Below are 22605 nucleotides of genomic sequence, written 5' to 3'. Positions count from 1 at the left end.
CGCCAGATGAGGTGGTTGGCAGGTGGCGACTGGTAATGACCAGCAACAACGCTCAACGATGACCAGCAGCCACGCGTAACGACCAGGCATGAAAAAACCGCCACCCTTCGGGGTGGCGGTTTTTTTCGTTCCCGCATGAGGGCGAACCTCACACAGGATACCGATTCGGAGACGCTGATGTGACAACCAGAGGCATGTCGCTTCAGCGTGGATCCGGACACCCCGCCTCACGAGGAGGCGGAGTGTCTCGGAATCACTCCTGACCCAGCTGCTGCTTGATCAGATCACCGATGGTAGTCGGGCCGTTGCTCTCGACTTCCTGGGTACGCGGCTTGGCAGCATCGCGACGCGGTGCTTCAACCTGGTCCTTGGACTTGACGGACAGGTTGATCAGGCGGCTCTTGCGATCCACACCGACGATCTTGGCTTCGACAGCATCGCCGACGCTCAGGACGTTGCGTGCGTCTTCGACACGGTCAGCGCTGATTTCAGAAGCCTTCAGAATAGCGATGACGTCAGTCGCCAGCTCTACCTGAACTTCCTTGGCATCGATGTCGACAACACGACCGGACACGATGGCGCCCTTGTCGTTGACGGCCAGGTACTCGGAGACCGGATCGCTCTCGAGCTGCTTGACGCCCAGAGAGATGCGCTCACGCTCCGGATCGATGGACAGGATGACCGCTTCAGCTTCTTCGCCCTTCTTGTAACGACGCACGGCTTCTTCGCCAGCTTCGTTCCAGGAAATGTCGGAGAGGTGAACCAGGCCGTCGATGCCGCCTTCCAGACCGATGAAGATACCGAAGTCAGTGATTGACTTGATGGTACCGGAGACACGGTCGCCCTTGTTGTGCTTGCCGCTGAAGTCTTCCCACGGGTTGGTGGTGCACTGCTTGATACCCAGGGAGATACGACGACGCTCTTCGTCGATGTCCAGAATCATCACTTCCACGTCATCGCCGACATTGACGACCTTGGACGGGTGGATGTTCTTGTTGGTCCAATCCATTTCGGACACGTGGACCAGACCTTCGACGCCCTCTTCCAGCTCGGCGAAGCAGCCGTAGTCGGTGAGGTTGGTGACGCGTGCGTTGATCTTGGCGCCTTCCGGGTAGCGAGCCTTGATATTGACCCACGGATCTTCGCCCAGCTGCTTGAGACCCAGAGACACACGGTTGCGCTCGCGGTCGAACTTCAGCACCTTGACATTGATCTCGTCGCCGACAGCAACGATCTCGGACGGATGCTTGATGCGCTTCCATGCCATGTCGGTGATGTGCAGCAGGCCGTCAACGCCGCCGAGGTCGACGAAGGCGCCGTAGTCGGTCAGGTTCTTGACGATACCCTGAATCTGCTGACCTTCCTGCAGAGTGGCCAGGAGGGCTTCACGCTCAGCGCTGTTCTCGGCTTCGAGGACGGCACGACGAGACACGACAACGTTGTTGCGCTTGGCGTCGAGCTTGATGACCTTGAAGTCCAGTTCCTTGTTCTCGAGGTGGGCGGTGTCGCGCACAGGGCGGACATCGACCAGAGAACCCGGCAGGAAGGCACGGATGGTGTTGATGTCGACGGTAAAGCCACCTTTGACCTTGCCGTTGATCACGCCCTTGACGATCTCGTCTTTCTCGAAGGCGGCTTCCAGCTCTTTCCACGCTTCGGCACGCTTGGCCTTCTCGCGGGACAGGCGGGTCTCACCGAAGCCATCTTCCACGGCTTCCAGTGCGACCATGACTTCGTCGCCGATGCTGATGGACAGCTGGCCACTTTCGTCACGGAACTGTTCAGACGGAATCTGACCTTCAGACTTCAGACCGGCATTGACAGTGATCCAGTCGCCATCGATATCCACGATGGTAGCGGACACGATTGCGCCCGGCTCCATGTTGATGTCCTGGAGTGACTGTTCAAATAAATCAGCAAAGCTCTCGCTCATGGTATTCCTACATGATCAACGTTTGGGGCGGCTTGCACCGCAGTCTCCGTACCACCAGCAAGCACGGGCCATATCTACATATCCCCGGGGGCGTTGACGCTGGTTCGAGATACACCGGCTTTCCGCTTGCCGCCGATGCACCCCATGACACCTTGCCGGGGGGTTGATGACACCTCGGTGTCATCTGGGTTCTGCATCATCACTCGCAAAGCGAGCGAAACCCGCTGCTGCCCGACCCGGAGGCCGTATTGCAACAGCAGGCGATCAATCCGTTGTTCTGACGACTTACAGGCTGAGACTCGAGTCTCAGCGCGCCGCTACCAGGCCGTATTCGACCAGCAGCTGCTGGATGCGTTCGATCACTTGCTCGATGTCGAGATCCGTCGTATCGAGGATCACGCCGTCGTCTGCAGGTTTGAGCGGGGCGACTGCCCGGCCCATATCACGCGCATCGCGCGCCTGTATTTCTGTCAAAAGGCTTGAAATATTAGCATCGACACCCGCTTCCTGCAACTGGGCATGACGACGACGCGCACGTTCCTCGGCGCTTGCCGTCAGGAAGATCTTGAGCGGCGCACCGGTGAAGACCACCGTGCCCATGTCGCGACCATCGGCCACCAGGCCCGGCGCACGCGCAAAGGCACGCTGGCGCGCCAGCAGTGCAGTCCGCACGCGCGGCTGGGCCGCGATGATGGAGGCATTGTTGCCGACCGACTCGAGACGGATGTCACGGGTGACGTCCTCGCCTTCCAGAATCACGCTGGTAGCATCGCCTTCGGCATCGAACTGCACATCGAGGTGCTCGGCGATGGTCGCCACGGCATCCTCGTCTTCCAGCGCTACGCCATGGCGCTCGGCGGCCAGCGCCGTCAGGCGATACAGCGCACCGGAGTCCAGCAGATGCCAGCCCAGGCTCGCCGCGACCAGACGGCTGATGGTGCCCTTGCCTGCCCCGCCGGGGCCATCAAGGGTCAACACCGGCGCGTCGCAGATCTGGCTGTGATGAGGTGTCGCTTCCCCGCTCATGAAGCCTCCTGGCCGGGTGCCACGGCACCGAGATTCTCGACCTGCATGCCGACTTCAGCGGCCAGCGCCACGAAGTTCGGGAAGGAGGTCGCGACATTGGCGCAGTCATCGATCAGGATCTCGCCCTGGGCGCGCAGCGCCGCGACACTGAAGGCCATCGCGATGCGGTGATCGCCGTGGCTGTCGACCAGGCCGCCGCCGTAGGCGCCGCCGCGGATGTCGATACCGTCCGCGACCACTTCGTGCTCGACGCCGATCTGCGCCAGACCGTCCGCCATCACCTGGATGCGATCGGATTCCTTGACGCGCAGTTCCTCGGCGCCACGCAGACGGGTCATGCCCTCGGCGTTGGCGGCGGCGATGAACAGTGCCGGGAATTCGTCGATGGCCAGCGGTACCTGGTCTTCCGGAATGTCGATGCCCTTGAGCGGCGCATAACGGATGTGCAGGTCTGCCACCGGCTCGCCGCCGACTTCGCGCTCATTGGTGACGCTCAGGTCGGCACCCATCGCCTTGAGGATGTTGATCACGCCGATGCGCGTCGGGTTGATGCCGACGTGCTCCAGCACCAGATCGGAGCCCGGCGTGATGGCTGCGGCGACCAGGAAGAAGGTCGCGGAGGAGATGTCGGCCGGTACATCGATCGGGCAGGCTTCGAGGCTGCCACCACCGTTCAGCCACGCCTCGGCGCCCTGACGCTCGACCTTATAGCCGAAGCCATTGAGCATGCGCTCGGTGTGGTCACGCGTCGGCGCCGGCTCGATGGCACGCGTCTCGCCTTCGGCGTAGAGACCGGCCAGCAGCAGGCACGACTTGACCTGTGCGGACGCCATCGGCATCTCGTAACGGATGCCCTTGAGCGGCTGACCACCGTGGATACGCAGCGGTGGACGGCCGTTGTCGGCGGTATCGATCACCGCGCCCATCTCGCGCAGCGGATTGGCGACGCGGTCCATCGGACGCTTGGTCAGCGAGGCATCACCGGTCAGCTCGGTGTCGAAGGCCTGACCGGCCAGCAGACCGGCGAACAGGCGCATCGCGGTGCCGGAGTTGCCGACATACAGCGGGCCCGGCGGCTGCTTCAGGCCATTGAGACCCACACCGTGAATGGTGACACGCCCCTGATGCGGGCCTTCGATGACCACCCCCATGTCGCGGAAGGCCTGCAGCGTGGCCAGGCTGTCTTCCCCTTCCAGGAAGCCTTCGACTTCGGTCACGCCGGTCGCCAAGGCGCCCAGCATGATGGAGCGATGCGACATGGACTTGTCGCCCGGCACACGAATGCGCCCCTGAACCTGCCCACCCGGCAGTGCACGGTACCGCACGTTCTGCTGTTCCATGGTCTGATAACTCGTCTGTTTCAAGAGGGTATTGAAGTAGTGTCGGGCGTGGCTTGCGCGGGTGAATATCCCCAGCATCGCCTCACCATCGCCCGCGGTCACGGCAGCGCGCACCCGCGCTACCCCGGCCTCGAATTCATCCAACGCCTCCAGCACCGCATCACGGTTGGCCAGATAGACGTCGCGCCACATCACCGGGTCACTGCCCGCGATGCGCGTAAAATCACGGAAACCGCCCGCCGCGTAGCGGAAGATCTCCAACCGCTCATCCTGGCGCGCCAGGCTGTCGACCAGCGAGAACGCCAGCAGGTGCGGCAGGTGGCTGGTGCGCGCCAGCACTTCGTCGTGGCGCGCCACGCTCATGCTCAGAAGCTGGGCACCACATACCGACCACATGGCCGCCACGCGTGCCACGGCCTCGGGGTCGCTGACCGGCTCCGGCGTCAGAATCACCTTGTGATCGCGATAGAGCTCGGGATTGAACGCCGCGACACCGCTCTTCTCGGACCCGGCGATCGGGTGACCGAGCACCAGATTCGGCGGCATGCGACCGAAGACGCCGAGCGCTGCATCGCGGATCGCGCCCTTGGTGCTGCCGACATCGGTGATGACGGCGTCATCCTCCAGCAACGGCGCCAGCTCGGCCATCACGCTCTGCATCGCCATCACCGGCACGCACAGCACGATCAGTGAGGCGCCCGGCACCAGCGCCGCCAGTTGCGTGCTGCCACCGTCGATCAGCCCCATGCGCTGACCGAGGCAGATCTCGTTGGAGTCACGATCACAGGCGAGAATCTCGCCGCGATGGCCCGCCGCGCGCAATGCCGCGGCCAGCGAGCCACCGATCAAGCCCAGCCCGACCAGCAGGATACGCCGCTCGCCGGCCAGACGCTCGGCTGACGGCAGCGAGGACAGCAGGTCTGACGGCGCCACATGGCGCGTGTGGTCAACCTTGCTCACAGCACACCGACCGGGTAGGACCCGAGCACCTTGACGTCCGCCGCGCACTGGCGCAGCTCTTCCAGCGTCGCCGTGATGAGCGGGTCATCGCGGTGGCCACGGAAGTCAATGAAGAAGACATAGTTCCAGGCACCGGAACGTGACGGACGCGTCTCGACGCGGGTCAGGTCGATCTGGTGACGGTGGAACGGCGCCAGCAGGTCGTGCAGTGCCCCCGGCTGGTTGCGCATCGCCACCACGATGGAGGTCTTGTCATCGCCGGACGCCGGCACCGAGCTGTCACCGATGATCAGGAAGCGCGTGGAGTTGTCGGGGCTGTCCTCGATCTTCTCCTCGACCTTCTCCAGCTCATAGAGCTTGGCCGCCATGTCACCGGCAATCGCCGCACTGTGCCACTCGGTGCGCACCTGACGCGCAGCCTCGGCATTCGAGGACACCGCGATGCGCTCGGCGTGCGGGAAGTGGGCATCCAGCCACTTGCGGCACTGGGCCAGCGACTGGGCGTGGGAATAGATGCGCGAGATCTTCTCGCGACGCGTGTTCGGGCCCACCAGCAGGTGATGGTGAATGCGCAGCACCACTTCGCCGGAGATCTTGAGCTGCGAGCCCATGAACGAATCCAGCGTGTGGTTGATGACGCCCTCGGTGGAGTTCTCCACAGGCACCACACCATACTGCACCGCGCCGGCCTCGACTTCGCGGAACACCTCGTCGATGGCCGCCATCGGCTTGGTCACCGCGCTGTCACCGAAGTGCTTGAGCGCGGCCTGCTGGGTGAAGGTACCTTCCGGACCGAGATAGGCCAGGCGGATCGGCTGTTCCAGCGCCAGACAGGCGGACATGATCTCGCGGAACAGACGCGCCATCTCCTCGCCTTTCAGCGGGCCGGGGTTGTTGGCCATGATGCGGCGCAATACCTGGGCTTCGCGCTCCGGGCGGTAGAACTGCACCTGGCCGTCCTCGCCCACGTCACCGGCCGCCAGCTTGACCTCGGCAACCTGCTGCGCGCAGCCCGCGCGCTCGCTGATCAGGTTCAGCAGCTCGTTGTCGATGGCATCGATGCGCTGACGCAGGTCGTCCAGCGTCACCGCCTTGCCCGCCGCCTGCGGCGCAGGGCTTTCCTTGGAATCCGACATCTCACCTCCTCCCTTAGCCGTGACGGCGCGCGAAGTCGCCCATGAAGTCCACCAGCGCAGTGACGGCAGCTTCCGGCACGGCGTTGTAGAGGCTGGCACGCATGCCACCGACGCTGCGGTGACCGGCCAGATTCAGGAGACCGGCCGCTTCGGACTCGGCAAGGAAGGTCTTGTCGAGACGATCATCGGCCAGCACGAACGGCACGTTCATGCGTGAGCGGTTCTCGGCGACGATCGGGTTGGAATAGAAGTCGCTGCCATCGATGGCCGCGTAGAGCGCCTGCGCCTTGCGATCATTGATCGCGTTCATGGCGGCGAGGCCACCGACTTCATCCTTGAGCCACTCGAACACCAGTCCGGAGAGATACCAGGCGTAGGTCGGCGGCGTATTGAACATGGAATTGGCCTCGGCGGCCGTCTTCCAGTTCAACATGGTCGGGCAGTCCTTGCGGGCACGATCGAGCAGATCTTCGCGCACGATGACCAGCGTCAGACCCGCCGGACCGATGTTCTTCTGGGCGCCGGCATAGATGACGCCGAAACGGCTGACATCCAGCGGGCCAGACAGGATGGAAGACGACATGTCACACACCAGCGGCACGCCATCCGCTGCCACCTCGGGGATATAGTCGAACTCGAGGCCACCGATGGTCTCGTTGGCGGTGTAGTGCAGATAGCCCACATCACCCGAGAGCTGGATCGCGTTCTGGCGCGGCACGGCAATCAGGCCATTGCTCTCGCTGGAGGCTGCCACGTGGCTGCCCACCGCCAGATGCTCGGCTTCCTTGATCGCCTTCTTGCCCCAGATACCGGTATACAGATAGTTGGCGCTGCCACCCTCGCCCAGCAGGTTCAGCGGCACACCCGCAAACTGGGTCGAGGCGCCACCCTGCATGAACAACACGCGATAGTTGGACGGAATCTCGAGCAGTTCGCGCAGGTCCGCCTCGGCCTTCTCGGCGATGGCCACGAATTCGTCGGAGCGATGACTCATCTCCATGACGGACAGTCCGCGGCCCTGATAATCCAGCATCTCGGCGCGAGCGCGCTCCAGGACAGCGGTCGGCAGTGCAGCAGGACCGGCGCAGAAGTTGAACTTGCGTGTCATGTCGTCTTATTTCCCGAAAGTGAAGCGACCGCCCCGAAGGCGGTCGCAATCCAGCGTCTTATTCCGCGTCTGTCGGCGGGGTATCCGTCGACTCGGCGTCATCTCCCGCCTGCACCTGTTCATCGGTGCTCAGCGCCTCTTCATCCAGCTCATCCTTTACCACGACGACCTCTTCCGGCTCGTCGACACGCACCGTCGTCACCAGACGCTCCTCTTCCGCGGTGCGGATCAAGGTCACGCCCTGGGTGTTGCGCGAGGTGGTGGACACCTCGGCGACGCGGGTACGTACAAGGGTGCCGCGGTCGGTGATCAGCATCAGTTCGTCGTTGTCGCTGACCTGTACCGCACTGACCAGGTCGCCGTTGCGCTCGCTGGTCTGCATCGCGATCACGCCCTGGCCACCACGGCCACGCAGCGGGAACTCTTCCAGACGCGTGCGCTTGCCGAAGCCATTGGCGGACGCGGTCAGGATGTAGCACTGCGGCACCTCACCGCTGGCGACGCTGTCTTCCGTCGCGCCTTCGGTGGCTGCCACATCAGCGCTCTCGACGCCTTGCGCCGTCGCGTCCGCAGCGTCATCAACCTCGATCTCGTTGTCATCGATCGCGGTGGTGCGCGGAATGATCAGGCTGATGACCTGTGCATCGTCGAGCAGACGCATGCCGCGTACACCACGGGCGGTACGGCCCATCACGCGCACGTTCTGCTCTTCGAAGCGGATCGCCTTGCCGTTGGAGGACACCAGCATGACGTGGTCGGAACCGGACGTGATGTCGGCGCCGATCAGGCGGTCGCCTTCCTCGATGTCCAGCGCGATCAGGCCGACACTGCGCGGACGCGAGAACTGGCTCAGCGCGGTGCGCTTGACCGTGCCGTTGGCGGTGGCGAAGAAGATGTAGCTGTCGGCGGCATAATCGCGCACCGGCAGGATGGTGGTGACCCATTCGCCGTCGTCCAGCGGAATCAGGTTGACCAGCGGCTTGCCACGCGAGCCACGTGACGCCTGCGGCATCTCGTAGACCTTGAGCCAGTACACCTTGCCCTTGTTGGAGAACAGCAGCACGGTGTCATGGGTCGAGGCGACCAGCAGGTGCTCGATGACATCCTCGTCCTTCATCGAGGTGGCGGACTTGCCGCGACCTCCACGCTTCTGGGCCTGGTAGTCAGACAGCGGCTGGGTCTTGGCATAGCCGCTGCGCGAGACCGTCACCACCATGTCTTCCTCGTTGATGAGGTCTTCGATGGTCAGGTCACGACGGCTGGTCATGATCTCGGTGCGGCGCTCATCGGCGTATTGGGCACGCACTTCGCGCAGCTCTTCGCGGATGACTTCCATCAGGCGGTCGGCAGAGGACAGGATCTCCATCAGCTCGGCGATGCGCTCGAGGATGGAGGAGTACTCGGCCAGCAGTTTCTCGGTCTCGAGACCGGTCAGGCGATGCAGACGCAGCTCGAGGATGGCCTGAGCCTGGGCCGGCGACAGACGGTAGTGCCTGGCGTCTTCAGACAGCCCCAGACCTTCCGGCAGGTCTTCCGGACGGCAGGACGTGGCACCGGCGCGCTCGAGCATCTCGACCACCTGACCCGGCTGCCATTCACGACCGATCAGCTTTTCCTTGGCTTCCGCCGCGCTCGGCGAGCCCTTGATCAGCTCGATCACCTCATCGATGTTCGAGATCGCCACCGCCAGACCTTCAAGAATATGGCCACGCTCACGCGCCTTCTTGAGTTCGAACAGGGTACGACGAGTGACGACTTCGCGACGGTGGCGCACAAAGGATTCCAGAATCTGCTTGAGATTCAGGATCTTCGGCTGACCTTCGTGCAGCGCGACCATATTGATGCCGAACACGGTCTCGAGCTGGGTCTGGGAGAAGAGGTTGTTGACGACCACTTCACCGGACTCGCCACGCTTGGTCTCGATGACCACGCGCAGACCGTCCTTGTCGGACTCGTCACGCAGTTCGGCGATGCCCTCGATCTTCTTGTCCTTGACCAGCTCGGCGATCTTCTCGATCAGACGCGCCTTGTTCACCTGGTAGGGAAGCTCGGTGATGATGATGTGATCACGGCCGTTCTTGTCGTTGTGCTCGATGGTATGCACGGCACGCACGTAGATACGACCACGACCGGTGCGGTAGGCATCGAGGATGCCGGCACGGCCGTTGATGATACCGGCAGTCGGGAAGTCCGGCCCCGGAATGAATTCCATCAGCTCATCGACGGTCAGATCGCCGTTGTCGATCAGCGCCAGACAGCCATCGATGACCTCGCCCATGTTGTGGGGCGGGATGTTGGTGGCCATGCCCACGGCGATACCGGAGGAGCCATTGACCAGCAGGTTCGGGGTCTTGGTCGGCAGCACGCCAGGGATGCGCTCGGTGCCGTCATAGTTGTCGACCCAATCGACGGTGTCCTTCTCGAGGTCGGCCAGCAGCTCGTGCGCCAGGCGCGCCATGCGCACCTCGGTGTAACGCATCGCCGCGGCGCTGTCGCCATCGATGGAACCGAAGTTGCCCTGACCATCCACCAGCACATAACGCATGGAGAAGTGCTGGGCCATGCGGACGATGGTGTCGTAGACCGCACTGTCACCGTGCGGGTGGTATTTACCGATCACATCGCCGACGACACGGGCAGATTTCTTATAGGCCTTGTTCCAGTCATTGTTCAGCTCGTGCATCGCGAACAATACGCGACGGTGAACCGGTTTGAGGCCATCGCGAACATCCGGCAAGGCACGCCCGATGATGACGCTCATCGCGTAATCGAGATACGACTGCTTGAGCTCGTCCTCGATGTTGACTGGCAGTATCTCTCTGGCGATCTCACCCATGATTCGTCAAATCCTTGAACTCAACTGTTGGCGCCACTGCAGCAACGACGCATGCTCCGTCGGTACTGCAGCGCGGCAGTGACGTGAAGCGGACACGGGGTGCCAGCTCCGCGGCACCGAAGTGGCGGCATTATATCACTTGCGAGCGCGCCTAGCAGCTCACACGACGCCGCAAGGACACCTAAGTACGGTAGTACGGCCGTCAATGTGCACGGCCTGCTGGCTCATGCCTCGCCGCTGAGAGCGATCAGGCCGTTTCTTCACTCACCAACGCGCCCAGCAGCGAGCCGATCTCGCCATCCAGCGGCATGGCGCGACCGGTGTCGGTATTCATCAGCACGAAGGTGAAATCCGCTCTGGAGACCAGCGCTCCGGAACGCGGATGCACCTCGCCCATGCGCCGCTCACCCAGATGGATCTCCTGGCGCATGATCATCTTGCGACGCCCGAGTTCGGCCAGCCGCGTGGTGATGATCAGCTCATCGTGCACGGTGGCGGGATAGTGCCAGTCCAGGTTGAGGTTGACCGCCACCATCGCGATGCCTTCTCGCTTGAGCGCGGCCAGATCGAGGTGCGCGAGCATGAATTCCCAGCGCCCTTCCTCATAGAACTCCAGATAGCGGGCATTGTTGACGTGCCCATAGCCATCAAGATGGTAGCCACGCACTGTCAGGGCCGTGCGACTGACGACGCCTGCGTGACTGCCGTTCGCTGTCTGCGGTGGATTGCTGTCGTGTTGCATCCCTGCCTCCCGTCCATGAAACGATCGCGCCGTATGGCCGTCGTCAGCTGATCTTATGCCGGTGACGGACAGAAAAACAAACGCTTGGCTGAAAATCGCGACTGCCGCCACCCGAGCGTCGGACAGAGGCCGGAGAGAAATGGAACAGAGGAAAATGCCTGCCAGAGCCTTCTCCTCACCTCCACGCACAGGCGCCATACCGTCGACCACTCCAGCCTCCCTATTCCCCTTCCCCGAACCACCGGATCACCACCGCGAGACCCACGGCGGATGACCCGCCGCATGAGTTTCGCCATAATATGCGCCATTCAGACGGGCTGCCCCCGTTCACCGGACTCAAGGACTGGTCGCATGTGGTTCAAGAACCTGCAATTGTATCGCCTGCACGATAGCGCACCGCTGGAAGAGGGTCGTCTCGCCGACGCCCTGCCGGAGCACGTCTTCCGCCCGGTCACCGGCGTCGAAGCCAAGCGTATCGGCTGGGTGGCACCGGGCGGTCGCAACAGCGACCTGCTGGTGCACGAGATTCAGGGCCATTTCCTGATCAGCGCGCTGCGCCAGGAGCGCGTACTGCCCTCCGCCGTGGTCAAGGAAGAACTCGAGGAGCGCGTGGCCGAGCGCGAGACCGCCGAAGGCCGTCCGCTGCGTCGCCGCGAGAAGCTGACCCTCAAGGAGCAGATCTACGAGGAGCTGCTGCCGCGCGCCTTCACCCGCTCCTCGCGCACCGACCTTTGGTGGGACAGCCGTCGCGGCCTGATCGCCGTCAACGCCTCGAATGCCAAGCGCGCCGAGGAAGTGCTGGACCTGCTGCGCCAGACGCTCGGCACGCTCAAGGTCACCCCGCTGGCCGTCGCGCAGCCGCCTTCCCAGGTGATGACCACCTGGCTGAAGGATGTCAGCTCGCGCCCGGAAGACCTGATCGTCGGTGATCAGGTCGAACTCAAGGCGCCGGGCGGCGAGGATGGCGTGCTGCGTGCGCGTCAGTTCGATCTCGACGGCGAGGAAATCCAGACGGCGCTGAATCTGGGCCGCGTGGTCAGCAAGCTGGCGCTGGAAGTCGATGGTCGCGTCGCGCTGGTGCTCGGTGAGGACATGGCGCTCAAGAGCCTCAAGTTCGCCGATGCCGTGGTCGATGAAGCCAATGCCCAGGATGATGGCGAAGACCCCATCCTGCGCCTGGAGACCGACTTCGCGCTGATGGCCCAGGTACTGTCCGGCGTGATCGAGCAGATGACCGCCTGGTTGGGTGGTGAAGCCCAGCCCGCCAGTTGAGCCTTCGGCCCGCAGCCGACTTTCTCTTTTCTCAGAATGACAAACCCGGATGACGTGCGTCGATGACTGACACTGCAACACCCAAGCCTGCCACGACCAGCGAACAGGACCCGTTCGCCGATATTCGCCCTTACCACGACGACGAGGTAGCGGAGGTGCTGGTACGCCTGGAGCAGGACCGCGAGCTGCTCGACACCCTGACTCGCTTCCGCCTGCCGGGCCTGACCCAGCGTTTCCCGTGGCTGGCACGCCAGATCGCGCGCCTGGCCATCAAGCGCGAGATGATTGGCGTCAAGGATGTTGCCAGTTTCCAGAGCCGCATCGCCGTCTACATGGCGCGCATGATCCACACCACCACTACCAGCTTCGAGACGGTGGGGCTGGAGCGCCTGTCGCCGGATACGCCGTATCTGTTCCTGTCCAACCATCGCGACATCTCGCTGGACCCGGCCTTCGTCAACTACGCCCTCTATCGTCACGGGCGTGACACGGTACGCATCGCCATCGGTGACAACCTGCTGCAGAAGCCCTTCGTCACCGACCTGATGCGCCTCAACAAGAGCTTCATCGTGCCGCGCTCCGCCAAGGGCAAGCGTGCGATGCTGGCCGCCTACCAGTCGCTGTCGGGCTATATCCGTCACTCACTGATCCACGACCAGCACTCCATCTGGCTGGCCCAGCGTGAAGGGCGCGCCAAGGATGGACGAGACGGCACCGAAAGCGCCATCATCAAGATGTTGACCATGGCCGCGCGCACCGCCGACAAGACACGTCCATTCAGCGAGGCGGTCAGCGAGCTCAACATCGTGCCGGTATCGATCAGCTACGAGTTCGACCCCTGTGATCTGCAGAAGGCGCGTGAGCTGGCAGCCGTCGCCAATGAAGGGCGTTACGAGAAGGTGCAGTACGAGGACATCAAGTCCATCGCTGCCGGTATCAGCGGCCACAAGGGGCGCGTCAAGCTGGTATTCGGCGAGCCGCTCAAGGGCGACTTCGAGACCCCGGAAGACGTGGTGAAGGAAGTCGACCGTCAGGTGCTGGCCTACTACACCCTCTACCCGAGCCATCAGCTGGCGCTCGAGAAGCTGGCCGCCAGCCGCCAGCAGCTGCGTGAGGAGCCGCGCCTGGCCTCGGCACTGGATGTCTCCGCCATCAGCGGTGCCGAGCGCGCCACCTTCGAGAACCGCCTCGCAGAGGTACCCACAGAGCTCAAGGACTGGTGGCTGGTGCAATATGCCAACCCGATCCTCAATCGCGAAGGGCTTTCGATCGACCTCGACGAGAAGCTCGATGCCGCCGAAGCGACGGACCGCGAGAAGGTCGCGCAGTAAGCCAGCACTGCGGAGCAAGGCACTTGAGTCTTGTACCTGTCACGAAAAAGCCACCGTCAATCGACGGTGGCTTTTTCGTGGGCCGCTACTTGCGCCAGAAGCTGGGCGAGAACAGCACCAGCACGGTCAATATCTCGAGACGCCCCATCAGCATGCCGAGGCACAGCAACCACTTGGCGCTGTCCGGCAGGCTCGAGAAGTTGCCCGCCGGGCCGATGATCTCGCCCAGCCCCGGGCCGACGTTGGTGACGGCCGTGGCGGCGCCGGTCACCGCGGTGATCAGATCCAGCCCGATGAATGACAGCGCCAGCGCCAGGCCACCGATGGTGATGAAGAAGAAGAACGAGAAGGCGATCACGGCGCGCACCACCTCATCGGGCAACGCACGGCCGTTGTAACGCTGCGAGAAGACCCCATTGGCATGGATCAGCGAGCGCAGATGGTTGCCGAGCATGATCAGCCCGATCTGCAGGCGAAAGATCTTCATGCCGCCGCTGGTCGAGCCGCTGCAGCCGCCGACGAAGGTCAGGTAGAAGAAGGCCACCACCGCAAAGGGCCCCCAGGCACTGTAATCGTCGCTGGCGTAACCGGTGGTCGTCACCACCGAGATGACATTGAAGGTCACCTGGGTCAGCGCCGTGAAGATGGCCTCGCCGTTGACGACGCGATACAGCGTCAGCAAGGCGATCACCCACCCCAGCAGACGCAGGAAGCCGCGCACCTGGGCATCGCGCCACAGGACACCGGCCTGATCCTGCCAGGCGCGGATGAACAGCACGAAGGGCAACGCCCCCAGCAACATGAAGGTCGACGCCATCCACAGCAGATAGGGCCGGTCGGAATAGACGCCCATCGAGCTGTCGTAATTGGAGAAACCACCGGTGGCCAGCGACGTCATGCCATGCACCAGCGCATCCAGCCAGTGCATGCCGCCGAGCCAGTAACAGCCGATGGCCAGCAACGTCAGCCCGACGTAGACCAGGCCGATGGCCTTGGCCACGCCACCGGCGCGCGGCAGCACCTTGTCGGACCAGTCCGAGGATTCGGTCTGGAACAGGCGCATGCCGCCAACCTTCAGAAACGGCAGGATCGCGATCGCCATCACGATGATGCCGATGCCACCGACCCACTGCATCAGGCCACGCCACAGCTTGAGGCCATCCGAGAGCCCTTCGATGTCAGACAGCACGGTCGAACCGGTGGTAGTGATCGCCGACACCGATTCGAACACGGCATCGGTCACGCCCAGGTGGGTCGCCCCGAAGATCAAAGGCAGGCTCGAGTAGGCCGACACCAGCACCCAGCTCAGTGTCGTCAGCACGAACATCGCGCGTGGCTTGAGCTGCAGCTCCACCTTGCGCGACACCGTCAGCATGATGGCCGACGAGCCGAGCGTGATGCCCAGCGAGATCAGAAAGGCGCTGGCATCCGCATCCGCTTCACCAAGCAGCACCAGCAAGGGCGCCAGCATCATCAAGGCCACCACGCACAGCAGCAGGCCGAGCACCCGGACGACCGGCAACCACTCCGAGAGCGAAAGAAGGCGAACCAGCGCCTGCGAGTGCGCTCGGGTCGCCTGCCCTGCGCGCTCCCGTCTGCGCCGCCGTTTCGGCGAGCCAGCCTTCATGCCACCGACCTGTTGATGACAGTCATCATTGTGCGTCCTCAGCGTTCTTGCCCATGGCGCCCCGGGCGCCAGTCTCAGTGCGGCGATACCCTACACCCTCTTCCGCCGCTGTCCAGCGCCGCCACAGCGGTGATCAACTGCACGGCCCCCACCCCCGACACCTCACGCCAGGCGCCTTGTGCCGCCCTGCAAGCTGCTATCCTGCCAACGACACGCGTAGCCACGCCGCCTGCTCAGTGCCAACACGCCTGAGTCCGGTTGGGCTGCCCAACCCCTGTGCGGTACACTGAGACCCCAATATGGCAACGATGCGTTCACGGACAAGAACCTCATGCGTCTGACTGATTGGCGAGCCTGGCAGGCGAGTGCGACCCGCACCGCCCACGACAGCCGCGTAGATATCACCCCTTCCCCGCGTGCCGAGCAAGTCCCGGCCATGCAGCGTCGTCGACTCAGCCCGGTCGGCCAGGCCTGCTGCAAGCTGCTGTTCGCGCTCGACCCTGACGCCGACCTGCCCATCATCCATGCCTCGCGCCATGGCGATACCGGCAAGATTCTCGCCCTGCTGGATGCCGCCACCCAGTCCGACGAAGCCCTGTCACCGGCGCGCTTCTCGCTCTCGGTGCACAACGCCGTACTGGGCATGTACTCGATCACCGGCAAGTCCCATCAGCCGCTGGAAGCCCTCGCCGCCTGCGGCAACGAATTCGAGGCGCTGATGAGCGAGGCGCTCGGCTATCTGAGTGAGCGCGAGGATGTCATCGTGCTGTTCTCCGATATTGCCGCGCCGGAGGCCTTTCTGCACCACGGTGACTACCCGGCGTGCGCCAGCGCCGTCGCCCTGCGTCTGAGCCGCCGCAGTGACGATGACAGCGCATGGACGTTGAGCGCCACGCCTGGCGAATCGTTGACGGACAGCGCCCCGACGCCGCTCGAGGTCATTGCCTGGCTCGAGCAGGCCGGGGCCGAGACGCTCGCCTGTCGCCGCCATCACTGGCAGCTGAGCCGCGCTCACGCCGCCTCACCGACGCCGCCAGCAGACTGATGCCTCGCATGCTGTCGTCACCCCTCGGACGCCTGTGGCGTGGCATCGCCACGGCCTTCAGCTTCCTGACCTTCGGGCTGGGCGGCTTGCTGGTGGGGGGAATGTGGCCACTGCTGACACTGGTGGTACGTCGCCCCGAGAAACGACAGAAGCTCGCGCGCAGCATCATCCATCACTGCATGCGCGGCTTCGTGGGTCTGATGCGCGGCCTGGGCGTGCTCGACTATCGCCTGCACGACTGCGAGCGCCTGCAACGTCCGGGCCTGCTGGTGCTGGCCAATCACCCGACACTGATCGACGTGGTCTTCCTGCTCGCGCTGATTCCCCACGCCGACTGCGTGGTCAAGGGGCGGCTGGCGCGCAACCCCTTCACCCGTGGCCCCATCCGCGCCGCGGGCTACATCACCAATGAAGAGCCGCAGGGCGTGCTCGAGGCCGCCGGCGCGAGCCTGGCGCGCGGCAATGCCTTGATCCTGTTTCCGGAGGGCACACGCAGCGTGCCCGGGCGGGCGCTGAAATTCCGCCGCGGCGCCGCCAACATCGCGCTGCGCACGCCAAGCGAGATCACCCCCGTGCTGATCGACTGCCAGCCCAGCACCCTGACCAAGGGCGAGCCCTGGTATCACATCCCGGCCCGACGGGTGATGCTCAACATCAAGGTGCTGCCTGACATGACGGCGCATGTCGCACCGCCATCGGCAGCCGAGGATGAGATACCGCTATCACGCGATGCCCGCCAGTTGACGCGCCGCCTGGCCAGCGACTTTGCCGCTGAACTGGCCGCCTTCCAGCAACGGATTCGCGAGTCATGACAGCGCTCTGCTCCGTACTGCCCTGATCTTGATGTTGATCAGATAGCGAGAAAAAAGTGATTAAGATATTCGGCCTTCCCGCCGTTAATAAAGCCTGCTGCCATTCATACCGGCCATTATCGGTACGCCGACACGAGGAATACTCATGAGCGATAGCGCCAAGCTGGAACTGGAACTCAAGCAACTGATCATCGACACCCTGGAGCTTGAGGACATCACGCCGGACGACATCGTCGCCGATGAGCCGCTGTTCGTGGACGGCCTGGGTCTGGATTCGATTGACGCCCTGGAGCTCGGTCTCGCGCTGCAGAAGCAGTACGGCATCACGCTGGACGCCGAAGCCGAGGACACCCGCGCGCATTTCGCCAGCCTCAATGCCCTGCGTGAACTCGTGGAGGCCCGTCGTGAGCGCTGAGCAACAGACCGCGTCCCGCGAAGAGATCTACGCCCATGTGCGCAGCACCCTGATCGAGCTGTTCGAGATCGATGCCGCTGACATCCACCCCGAGGCACTGCTCTACGAAGACCTCGACATCGACAGCATCGATGCGGTGGACCTGGTGGTCGAACTCAAGAAGTTCACCGGCCGCCGCATCGAAGCCAATGACTTCAAGAGCGTTCGCAGCCTCGATGATGTCGTGACCGCCGTCGAGCAGCTGATGCAGCGCCAGGCATGACATCACTGTCCTCTGGTCGAAGGCGGCGCCCATCACTGCCAAGGCTTCTGCTTGGTGGGCTGGGCGTGGTGGCCGCCGTATGCTGGCCGCTGCTGGTCTATGCCCTGCTCTCGCGGCTGACGGCAGACCCGACGGGCGACGCGACCAGCGGACATGTCTCGCCCTGGGTGTGGGCGCTGATCGCGCTGGGCGCCCTGCTGATCCAGCGTCTGCCCCTGCCGTGGTTCCCGCGCCTGACGCTGGCCGCGCTGCTGGTCGCCATCAGCCTGCTCAGCGAGGCGGAACTGGGGCTGCGCGCCTATCCGGTGCTGGTCAATCTGGCCATGCTCAGCGTGTTCGCCACCAGTCTGTGGCGTGGCATGCCGATCATCGAGCGCCTGGCACGTCTCAAGGAGCCTGATCTGCCCGCCGCAGGCGTGCGTTATACCCGCAAGGTCACCCGAGTGTGGTGCGGCTTCCTCGTCTTCAATGCCAGTGTTGCCGCGGCCACGGCGCTGTATGCCGACCTCGCGACCTGGACGCTCTACAACGGCCTGTTGAGCTACGTGCTGATGGGGCTGCTGTTCTGTGGCGAATGGCTGGTACGCCGTCGCCTGCGCCACGCCGATGGCTGAACCTGGTCCTCGATGAGCTTGGCTATCGATGAGCTCGGCTATCGATAGCTGAGTCCATGCGTGGATACGCCCGGCGTGGATTCGCCCGGCGTGGATTCGCCCGGCGTGGATTCGCCCGGCGTGATACGCCCCCAGATGAATTCGACTTTCTGAAGAGTTGCCTGCCTCACATGTCTGATGCCCGCCAGCCTGCCAGTCGTGCCACTGAGCAAGACACCGCCCAGCGCGCCACCTCCCTCATCCATCAGGGCTGGCGCCAGCTCGCCCGACTCGCGCCTGCGGCGCCGGCCTGCTGGCTGGCCAGTCTCGGTCAGCCGCTGCGCCCGCTGAGTCGTGCCGAGCTGATGGCACGCGTTGATGCCTGGCATCAGTGGCTGGACAACCTGCCCGCTGCGCATGCTGTCCGCCGGCCCGGTGCGCGCTGGGTGCTGTTCCAGCCCACGGCGCTTGGTGCCTGCGTGCAGCTGCTGGCGCTGTGGGAGCGCGGTATGCTCGCCGTGCTGCCAGGAGATGACCGCCCGGACACCCTGGCCCGCCTGGCCGAGAGCAGTGATGGCAAGCTGCCCGAGGCCAGCGGCGATGGCTGGCCGTCGGAGCGACCCGGCACTGTCAGCTCTACCGCTGCACCGAATGCACCGTTCGAGATCACGCCGGACGGCGCGCGTCTCGCGCTGGAGCTCTGCACCTCCGGCTCCACCGGCGAGCCGCTGCGCATCGCCAAGCGCTTCGATCAGCTCGAGGCCGAACTGGCCGTGCATCGCACGCTATGGCCGCTGGCGTCAGACACTCCAGACGCTGACCCAGCGTCTGAGCCAACCACAGACACCGTCAGTCTCAGTCAGGTCAGCCATCAGCACATCTACGGTCTGCTGGTGTCGCTGCTGCGCCCGCTGAGCGAAGGGGTGCCGTTTCTCAGCGAAGCCTGTCATTACCCGGAGCAGCTGGCCGCCGCCATCGCGCAGCTGTCCGGCCTCGGGTATCGCTGCCAGCTGGTCAGCTCACCGGCCCAGCTGGCGCGCCTGCCCCAGGCCAGTGACGAGCCCCGCGTGGCGGACAACTCCAAGGACAACGCCCAGGTGTTGCGGGTCTTCTCTTCAGGTGCTCCGCTGCCGGCCGAGGCTGCCCGCCACGCCGAGAACTGCCTGCAGGCGCCGGTGATCGAGATCTACGGCAGCACCGAGACGGGCGGCATCGCACACCGCCGCCAGCACGAGACGCCCGACTGGACACCGCTGCCGCGGGTCGAACTCCGCTTCTCGCCCGCCTTCGCCGTGCGCTCGCCGTTTCTGGAACAGCCGGACCAGTGGTGGCAGCAGGCCGACAACGCCGCGCCAGTGGCGGCTGAGCCTCCGTCGCAGGGCGAGCAGAATGAAGCGCCACGCTTCCAGCTGCTGGGGCGCAGTGATCGTCTGGTCAAGCTGGCCGGCAAGCGGGTCTCGTTGAGCGCGGTGGAGCGCTGCCTGAGCGAGCAAGCGGAGGTGCTGGAGGTACGTTGCCTGCCGATGCCCACTCGCGAGCATCGCCTGGGCGCGGTGGTGGTGATGGAGGAGAGCGCGCTGCCGCAGGACCACGCCAGTCGCCACGACCTGATCGCGCGTCTGCGGCGTGCACTGATGCCGGGCTTCGAGCGCATCGCCCTGCCGCGCTACTGGCGCTTCGTCACGCGCCTGCCACTGAATGCCCAGGGCAAGTTCACGGCGGACTCCGTCGCACGGCTGTTTGCCGATCTCGACGATCATCGTCTGCCACGCTGGCTGGGCGAAACCTCCAGCGGCGCGCAGCAGCTGACGCTGGAAGCCGAGGTACCCGACAGCCTGTGCTACCTCGAAGGGCATTTCGCCACCCAGCCACTGGTGCCCGGCGTGGTGATGCTCAAGTGGGCACGCGATCTCGGCCGCCGCCTGCGCCTGGCGGGTGTCGGCGTGGAGGAAAGCCGTTTTCAGCGTCTGGAGCGCATCAAGTTCTCCAACCTGTTGCTGCCGGGCATGCGCTTCACGCTGGCCGCGACACTGGTAGCCGACAGCCACGGCCTGCGCGTCGACTTCCGCCTGGAATCCCGCGCAGGCCTGCATGCCAGCGGCCGCTTGCGCTACGGTGCTGAAACCGATGACACACCTCTCAGTCCGCCACTCAGTTCGCCACTCAGTTCACCCCAGACGACATCCACACCGGAGGCGTCATGAGCCAACCCCAGGCGCCGATGACCGGCCACACATCCTCTCCCCCCGTCAGCGAGTCGCCACTGCGCGCCTGCGTGGTGATTCCGGTCTACGACCACCCCGCCACCATCGCCGGCGTGTGTGCGGGTCTGACACCGCTCGGGCTGCCCATCGTACTGGTGGATGATGGCTGCAGCGCGCCCTGCGCCGAGGTGCTGGATCAGCTGGCAGCCGAGGGTCATCACCTGGTGCGTCGCGAGCAGAATGGCGGCAAGGGTGCTGCCGTGCGCAGTGGGCTGCAGGCTGCCGAGCAGCTCGGCTTCACCCATGCCCTGCAGGTGGACGCCGATGGGCAGCACGATGTCAGCGATCTGCCCGCCTTCCTCAACGGCATGCAGGAAAACCCCGACTGCCTGCAGATCGGCTATCCGCAATACGACGCCAGCGTGCCGCGCATCCGCTTCTATGGCCGCTACGCCTCGCACATCTGGGTGTGGATCAACACCCTGTCGCTGGCCATCCGCGACACCATGTGCGGCGTGCGCCTCTACCCGCTGGCCGCCACCAACCGGCTGCTGGCACGTCATGACTGTGGCGACCGCATGTCCTTCGACACCGAGGTGCTGGTGCGCTGGTACTGGGCCGATGGCGAGGTCGCCAACCTGCCGGTGCATGTCAGCTATCCCACCGGAGGCGTCAGCCACTTCCGCCCCGGTCACGACAATCTGTTGATCAGCGCCATGCACACGCGACTGTTCCTCGGCATGCTGCTGCGCTCGCCGAAACTTGCCTGGCGCACGCTGTCGGGACGCAATCGCAAGACAACATCCACTCATGTCAGCCGCCCCTCGCAGCCTGACGACGCGAAGGGGAAACACGAATGACCCATTGGGCACGCCTGTCGGAAACCGGCTCCACCACCGGCATGCGCCTGATGGTGACGATTCGTCGTCGCCTCGGTGCCTGGCCGTTTCGTATCGCGCTGTTCCCGGTGCTGGTGTGGTACTTCCTGCTGCGCGGGGTGGCGCGCCGGGCCTCCTTCGACTTCCTCAAGCGTCTTGAGCCAGAGCTTGGCGGCGTGCGCCTGTGGACAAGAAGCTTTGCCCACTTCATGCAGTTCGGTGAGGCGATCATGGACAAGGTCTCGGCCTGGAGCGGCGAGATCCCGCTGTCCTCGCTGACCGGCACCGGCCCGGAAGACCTGCGCGACGCTGCGCTGCGGGGCGAGGGCGGCATCATCCTCGTCGCCCACCACGGCAATCTGGATGTGATCAATGCCATCGGTGAGCGCCACGACATCGACCTGTGCGCGCTGGTACACACGCGCCATGCCGAGAAGTTCAATCAACTGCTGGAGCAGGCCACCGGCCGCAAGCCGCCGCAGATGATCGAGGTCAGCGAGATCACGCCTGCCACCGCCATGGCGCTGGGTGATCGCGTCAATCGCGGCGGCTTCGTGGTCATCGCCGCCGACCGCGTGCCGATTCCGCCCACGCTCGACGATACCAAGGCAGATTCCCCTTCGGTAGAAGCCAACACGGCAGAAGGCAGCCGACCCGCGTCACCGGCCAGTGCCGCGGCCTCACCGCGCGTGCTGCACTGTGACTTCATCAATCAGCCCGCACCCTTCCCCCAGGGGCCCTTCATGCTGGCCGCGCTGCTGCGCTGTCACGTCTATACCCTGAGCTGCATTCGCGAACAGGGCGGCGCCCATCCGCGTTTCCGGGTCGACTTCGCGCCCTTCGATGACAGCCGCGCCGTCAAGCGCAGCGGTCGCGAGGCGTGGATCCAGCAGGCCATGCAGCGCCACGCCCGTCATCTGGAAGCGCGCGTGAAGCACCATCCACTGCAGTGGTTCAACTTCTTCGATTTCTGGCATCAGGCGCCAGACAGCACGTCGAATCCAGACAGCACGTCGGCTCCGAAACAGGACGCCTGATCCGCGCCGGGCCTGCGACAACGCTGCTTCGCGCCCGGCTACGCAGCC

18 protein-coding genes are annotated in these 22605 nt (G+C 64.4%); 10 read left to right on the top strand and 8 right to left on the bottom strand.

Going from position 1 to position 22605, the window contains the following annotated elements; genetic code table 11:
• Positions 1-253: 253 nt before the first annotated feature.
• The 7 genes from rpsA to QQF40_RS09860 form a co-directional block, all read right to left on the bottom strand.
• Positions 254-1933, bottom strand: coding sequence for a 30S ribosomal protein S1 (gene rpsA / locus QQF40_RS09890; protein ID WP_043331442.1), 1680 nt, complete (start codon positions 1931-1933; stop codon positions 254-256).
• Positions 1934-2239: 306 nt separating this feature from the next.
• The gene (gene cmk / locus QQF40_RS09885; RefSeq protein WP_175088477.1) at positions 2240-2959 is read right to left on the bottom strand and encodes a (d)CMP kinase; all 720 of its coding nucleotides are present in this window, start codon (positions 2957-2959) and stop codon (positions 2240-2242) included.
• Entirely contained in the window at positions 2956-5187 is a 2232-nt protein-coding gene (locus QQF40_RS09880) for a bifunctional prephenate dehydrogenase/3-phosphoshikimate 1-carboxyvinyltransferase (protein ID WP_285461268.1), read from the bottom strand. The genes cmk and QQF40_RS09880 overlap by 4 nt, the downstream gene beginning before the upstream one ends.
• A gap of 68 nt (positions 5188-5255) precedes the next feature.
• Entirely contained in the window at positions 5256-6395 is a 1140-nt protein-coding gene (gene pheA, locus QQF40_RS09875; protein ID WP_052384256.1) for a prephenate dehydratase, read from the bottom strand.
• 13 nt (positions 6396-6408) lie between these two features.
• Positions 6409-7503, bottom strand: coding sequence for a 3-phosphoserine/phosphohydroxythreonine transaminase (gene serC, locus QQF40_RS09870; RefSeq protein ID WP_175088475.1), 1095 nt, complete (start codon positions 7501-7503; stop codon positions 6409-6411).
• 58 nt (positions 7504-7561) lie between these two features.
• The gene (gene gyrA, locus QQF40_RS09865) at positions 7562-10339 is read right to left on the bottom strand and encodes a DNA gyrase subunit A (RefSeq protein ID WP_175088474.1); all 2778 of its coding nucleotides are present in this window, start codon (positions 10337-10339) and stop codon (positions 7562-7564) included.
• Between the two features lie 247 nt (positions 10340-10586).
• Positions 10587-11081: an acyl-CoA thioesterase gene (locus tag QQF40_RS09860; RefSeq protein ID WP_285461205.1), complete on the bottom strand. Its 495-nt coding sequence runs from the start codon at positions 11079-11081 to the stop codon at positions 10587-10589.
• A 351-nt stretch (positions 11082-11432) separates the two neighbouring features.
• Between QQF40_RS09860 and QQF40_RS09855 the strand changes: the two genes are divergently transcribed.
• The gene (locus QQF40_RS09855) at positions 11433-12353 is read left to right on the top strand and encodes a recombination-associated protein RdgC (RefSeq protein WP_043331446.1); all 921 of its coding nucleotides are present in this window, start codon (positions 11433-11435) and stop codon (positions 12351-12353) included.
• Positions 12354-12415: 62 nt separating this feature from the next.
• On the top strand, positions 12416-13684 hold the full coding sequence (locus QQF40_RS09850; protein ID WP_285461204.1) for a 1-acyl-sn-glycerol-3-phosphate acyltransferase: 1269 nt from the start codon (positions 12416-12418) through the stop codon (positions 13682-13684).
• A gap of 85 nt (positions 13685-13769) precedes the next feature.
• Here the strand turns inward: QQF40_RS09850 and QQF40_RS09845 are convergent, their stop codons facing one another.
• Positions 13770-15311 carry a TrkH family potassium uptake protein gene (locus tag QQF40_RS09845; RefSeq protein WP_285461203.1) on the bottom strand — a complete coding sequence of 514 codons (1542 nt, stop codon included), beginning with the start codon at positions 15309-15311 and terminating at the stop codon, positions 13770-13772.
• A gap of 331 nt (positions 15312-15642) precedes the next feature.
• On the opposite strand from QQF40_RS09845, the gene QQF40_RS09840 reads away from it, so the two are divergent.
• The 8 genes from QQF40_RS09840 to QQF40_RS09805 all read left to right on the top strand — a co-directional run bounded on the left by QQF40_RS09840 (position 15643) and on the right by QQF40_RS09805 (position 22557).
• On the top strand, positions 15643-16356 hold the full coding sequence (locus tag QQF40_RS09840; protein ID WP_052384260.1) for a beta-ketoacyl synthase chain length factor: 714 nt from the start codon (positions 15643-15645) through the stop codon (positions 16354-16356).
• 8 nt (positions 16357-16364) lie between these two features.
• Entirely contained in the window at positions 16365-17168 is an 804-nt protein-coding gene (locus QQF40_RS09835; RefSeq protein ID WP_175088469.1) for a lysophospholipid acyltransferase family protein, read from the top strand.
• 145 nt (positions 17169-17313) lie between these two features.
• Positions 17314-17583, top strand: a complete 270-nt coding sequence (locus QQF40_RS09830) for a phosphopantetheine-binding protein (RefSeq protein ID WP_043331448.1) — start codon at positions 17314-17316, stop codon at positions 17581-17583.
• On the top strand, positions 17573-17845 hold the full coding sequence (locus QQF40_RS09825) for an acyl carrier protein (RefSeq protein WP_043331449.1): 273 nt from the start codon (positions 17573-17575) through the stop codon (positions 17843-17845). The genes QQF40_RS09830 and QQF40_RS09825 overlap by 11 nt, the downstream gene beginning before the upstream one ends.
• A gap of 65 nt (positions 17846-17910) precedes the next feature.
• Positions 17911-18459, top strand: coding sequence for a COG4648 family protein (locus tag QQF40_RS09820; protein ID WP_285461202.1), 549 nt, complete (start codon positions 17911-17913; stop codon positions 18457-18459).
• Positions 18460-18629: 170 nt separating this feature from the next.
• A complete protein-coding gene (locus tag QQF40_RS09815; RefSeq protein ID WP_285461201.1) occupies positions 18630-20642 on the top strand; it encodes an ApeI family dehydratase in 2013 nt (670 codons plus the stop codon).
• The gene (locus QQF40_RS09810; protein ID WP_285461200.1) at positions 20639-21502 is read left to right on the top strand and encodes a glycosyltransferase family 2 protein; all 864 of its coding nucleotides are present in this window, start codon (positions 20639-20641) and stop codon (positions 21500-21502) included. The genes QQF40_RS09815 and QQF40_RS09810 overlap by 4 nt, the downstream gene beginning before the upstream one ends.
• On the top strand, positions 21499-22557 hold the full coding sequence (locus tag QQF40_RS09805; protein WP_285461199.1) for a lysophospholipid acyltransferase family protein: 1059 nt from the start codon (positions 21499-21501) through the stop codon (positions 22555-22557). Before QQF40_RS09810 ends, QQF40_RS09805 begins: the two co-directional genes overlap by 4 nt.
• Positions 22558-22605 lie beyond the last annotated feature (48 nt).

The sequence above is a fragment of the Cobetia sp. LC6 genome (assembly GCF_030264805.1).
GTDB lineage: Bacteria > Pseudomonadota > Gammaproteobacteria > Pseudomonadales > Halomonadaceae > Cobetia.
The sequence above is the reverse complement of the archived record's forward strand: the minus strand, read 5'-3'. Positions and strand labels throughout refer to the sequence as shown.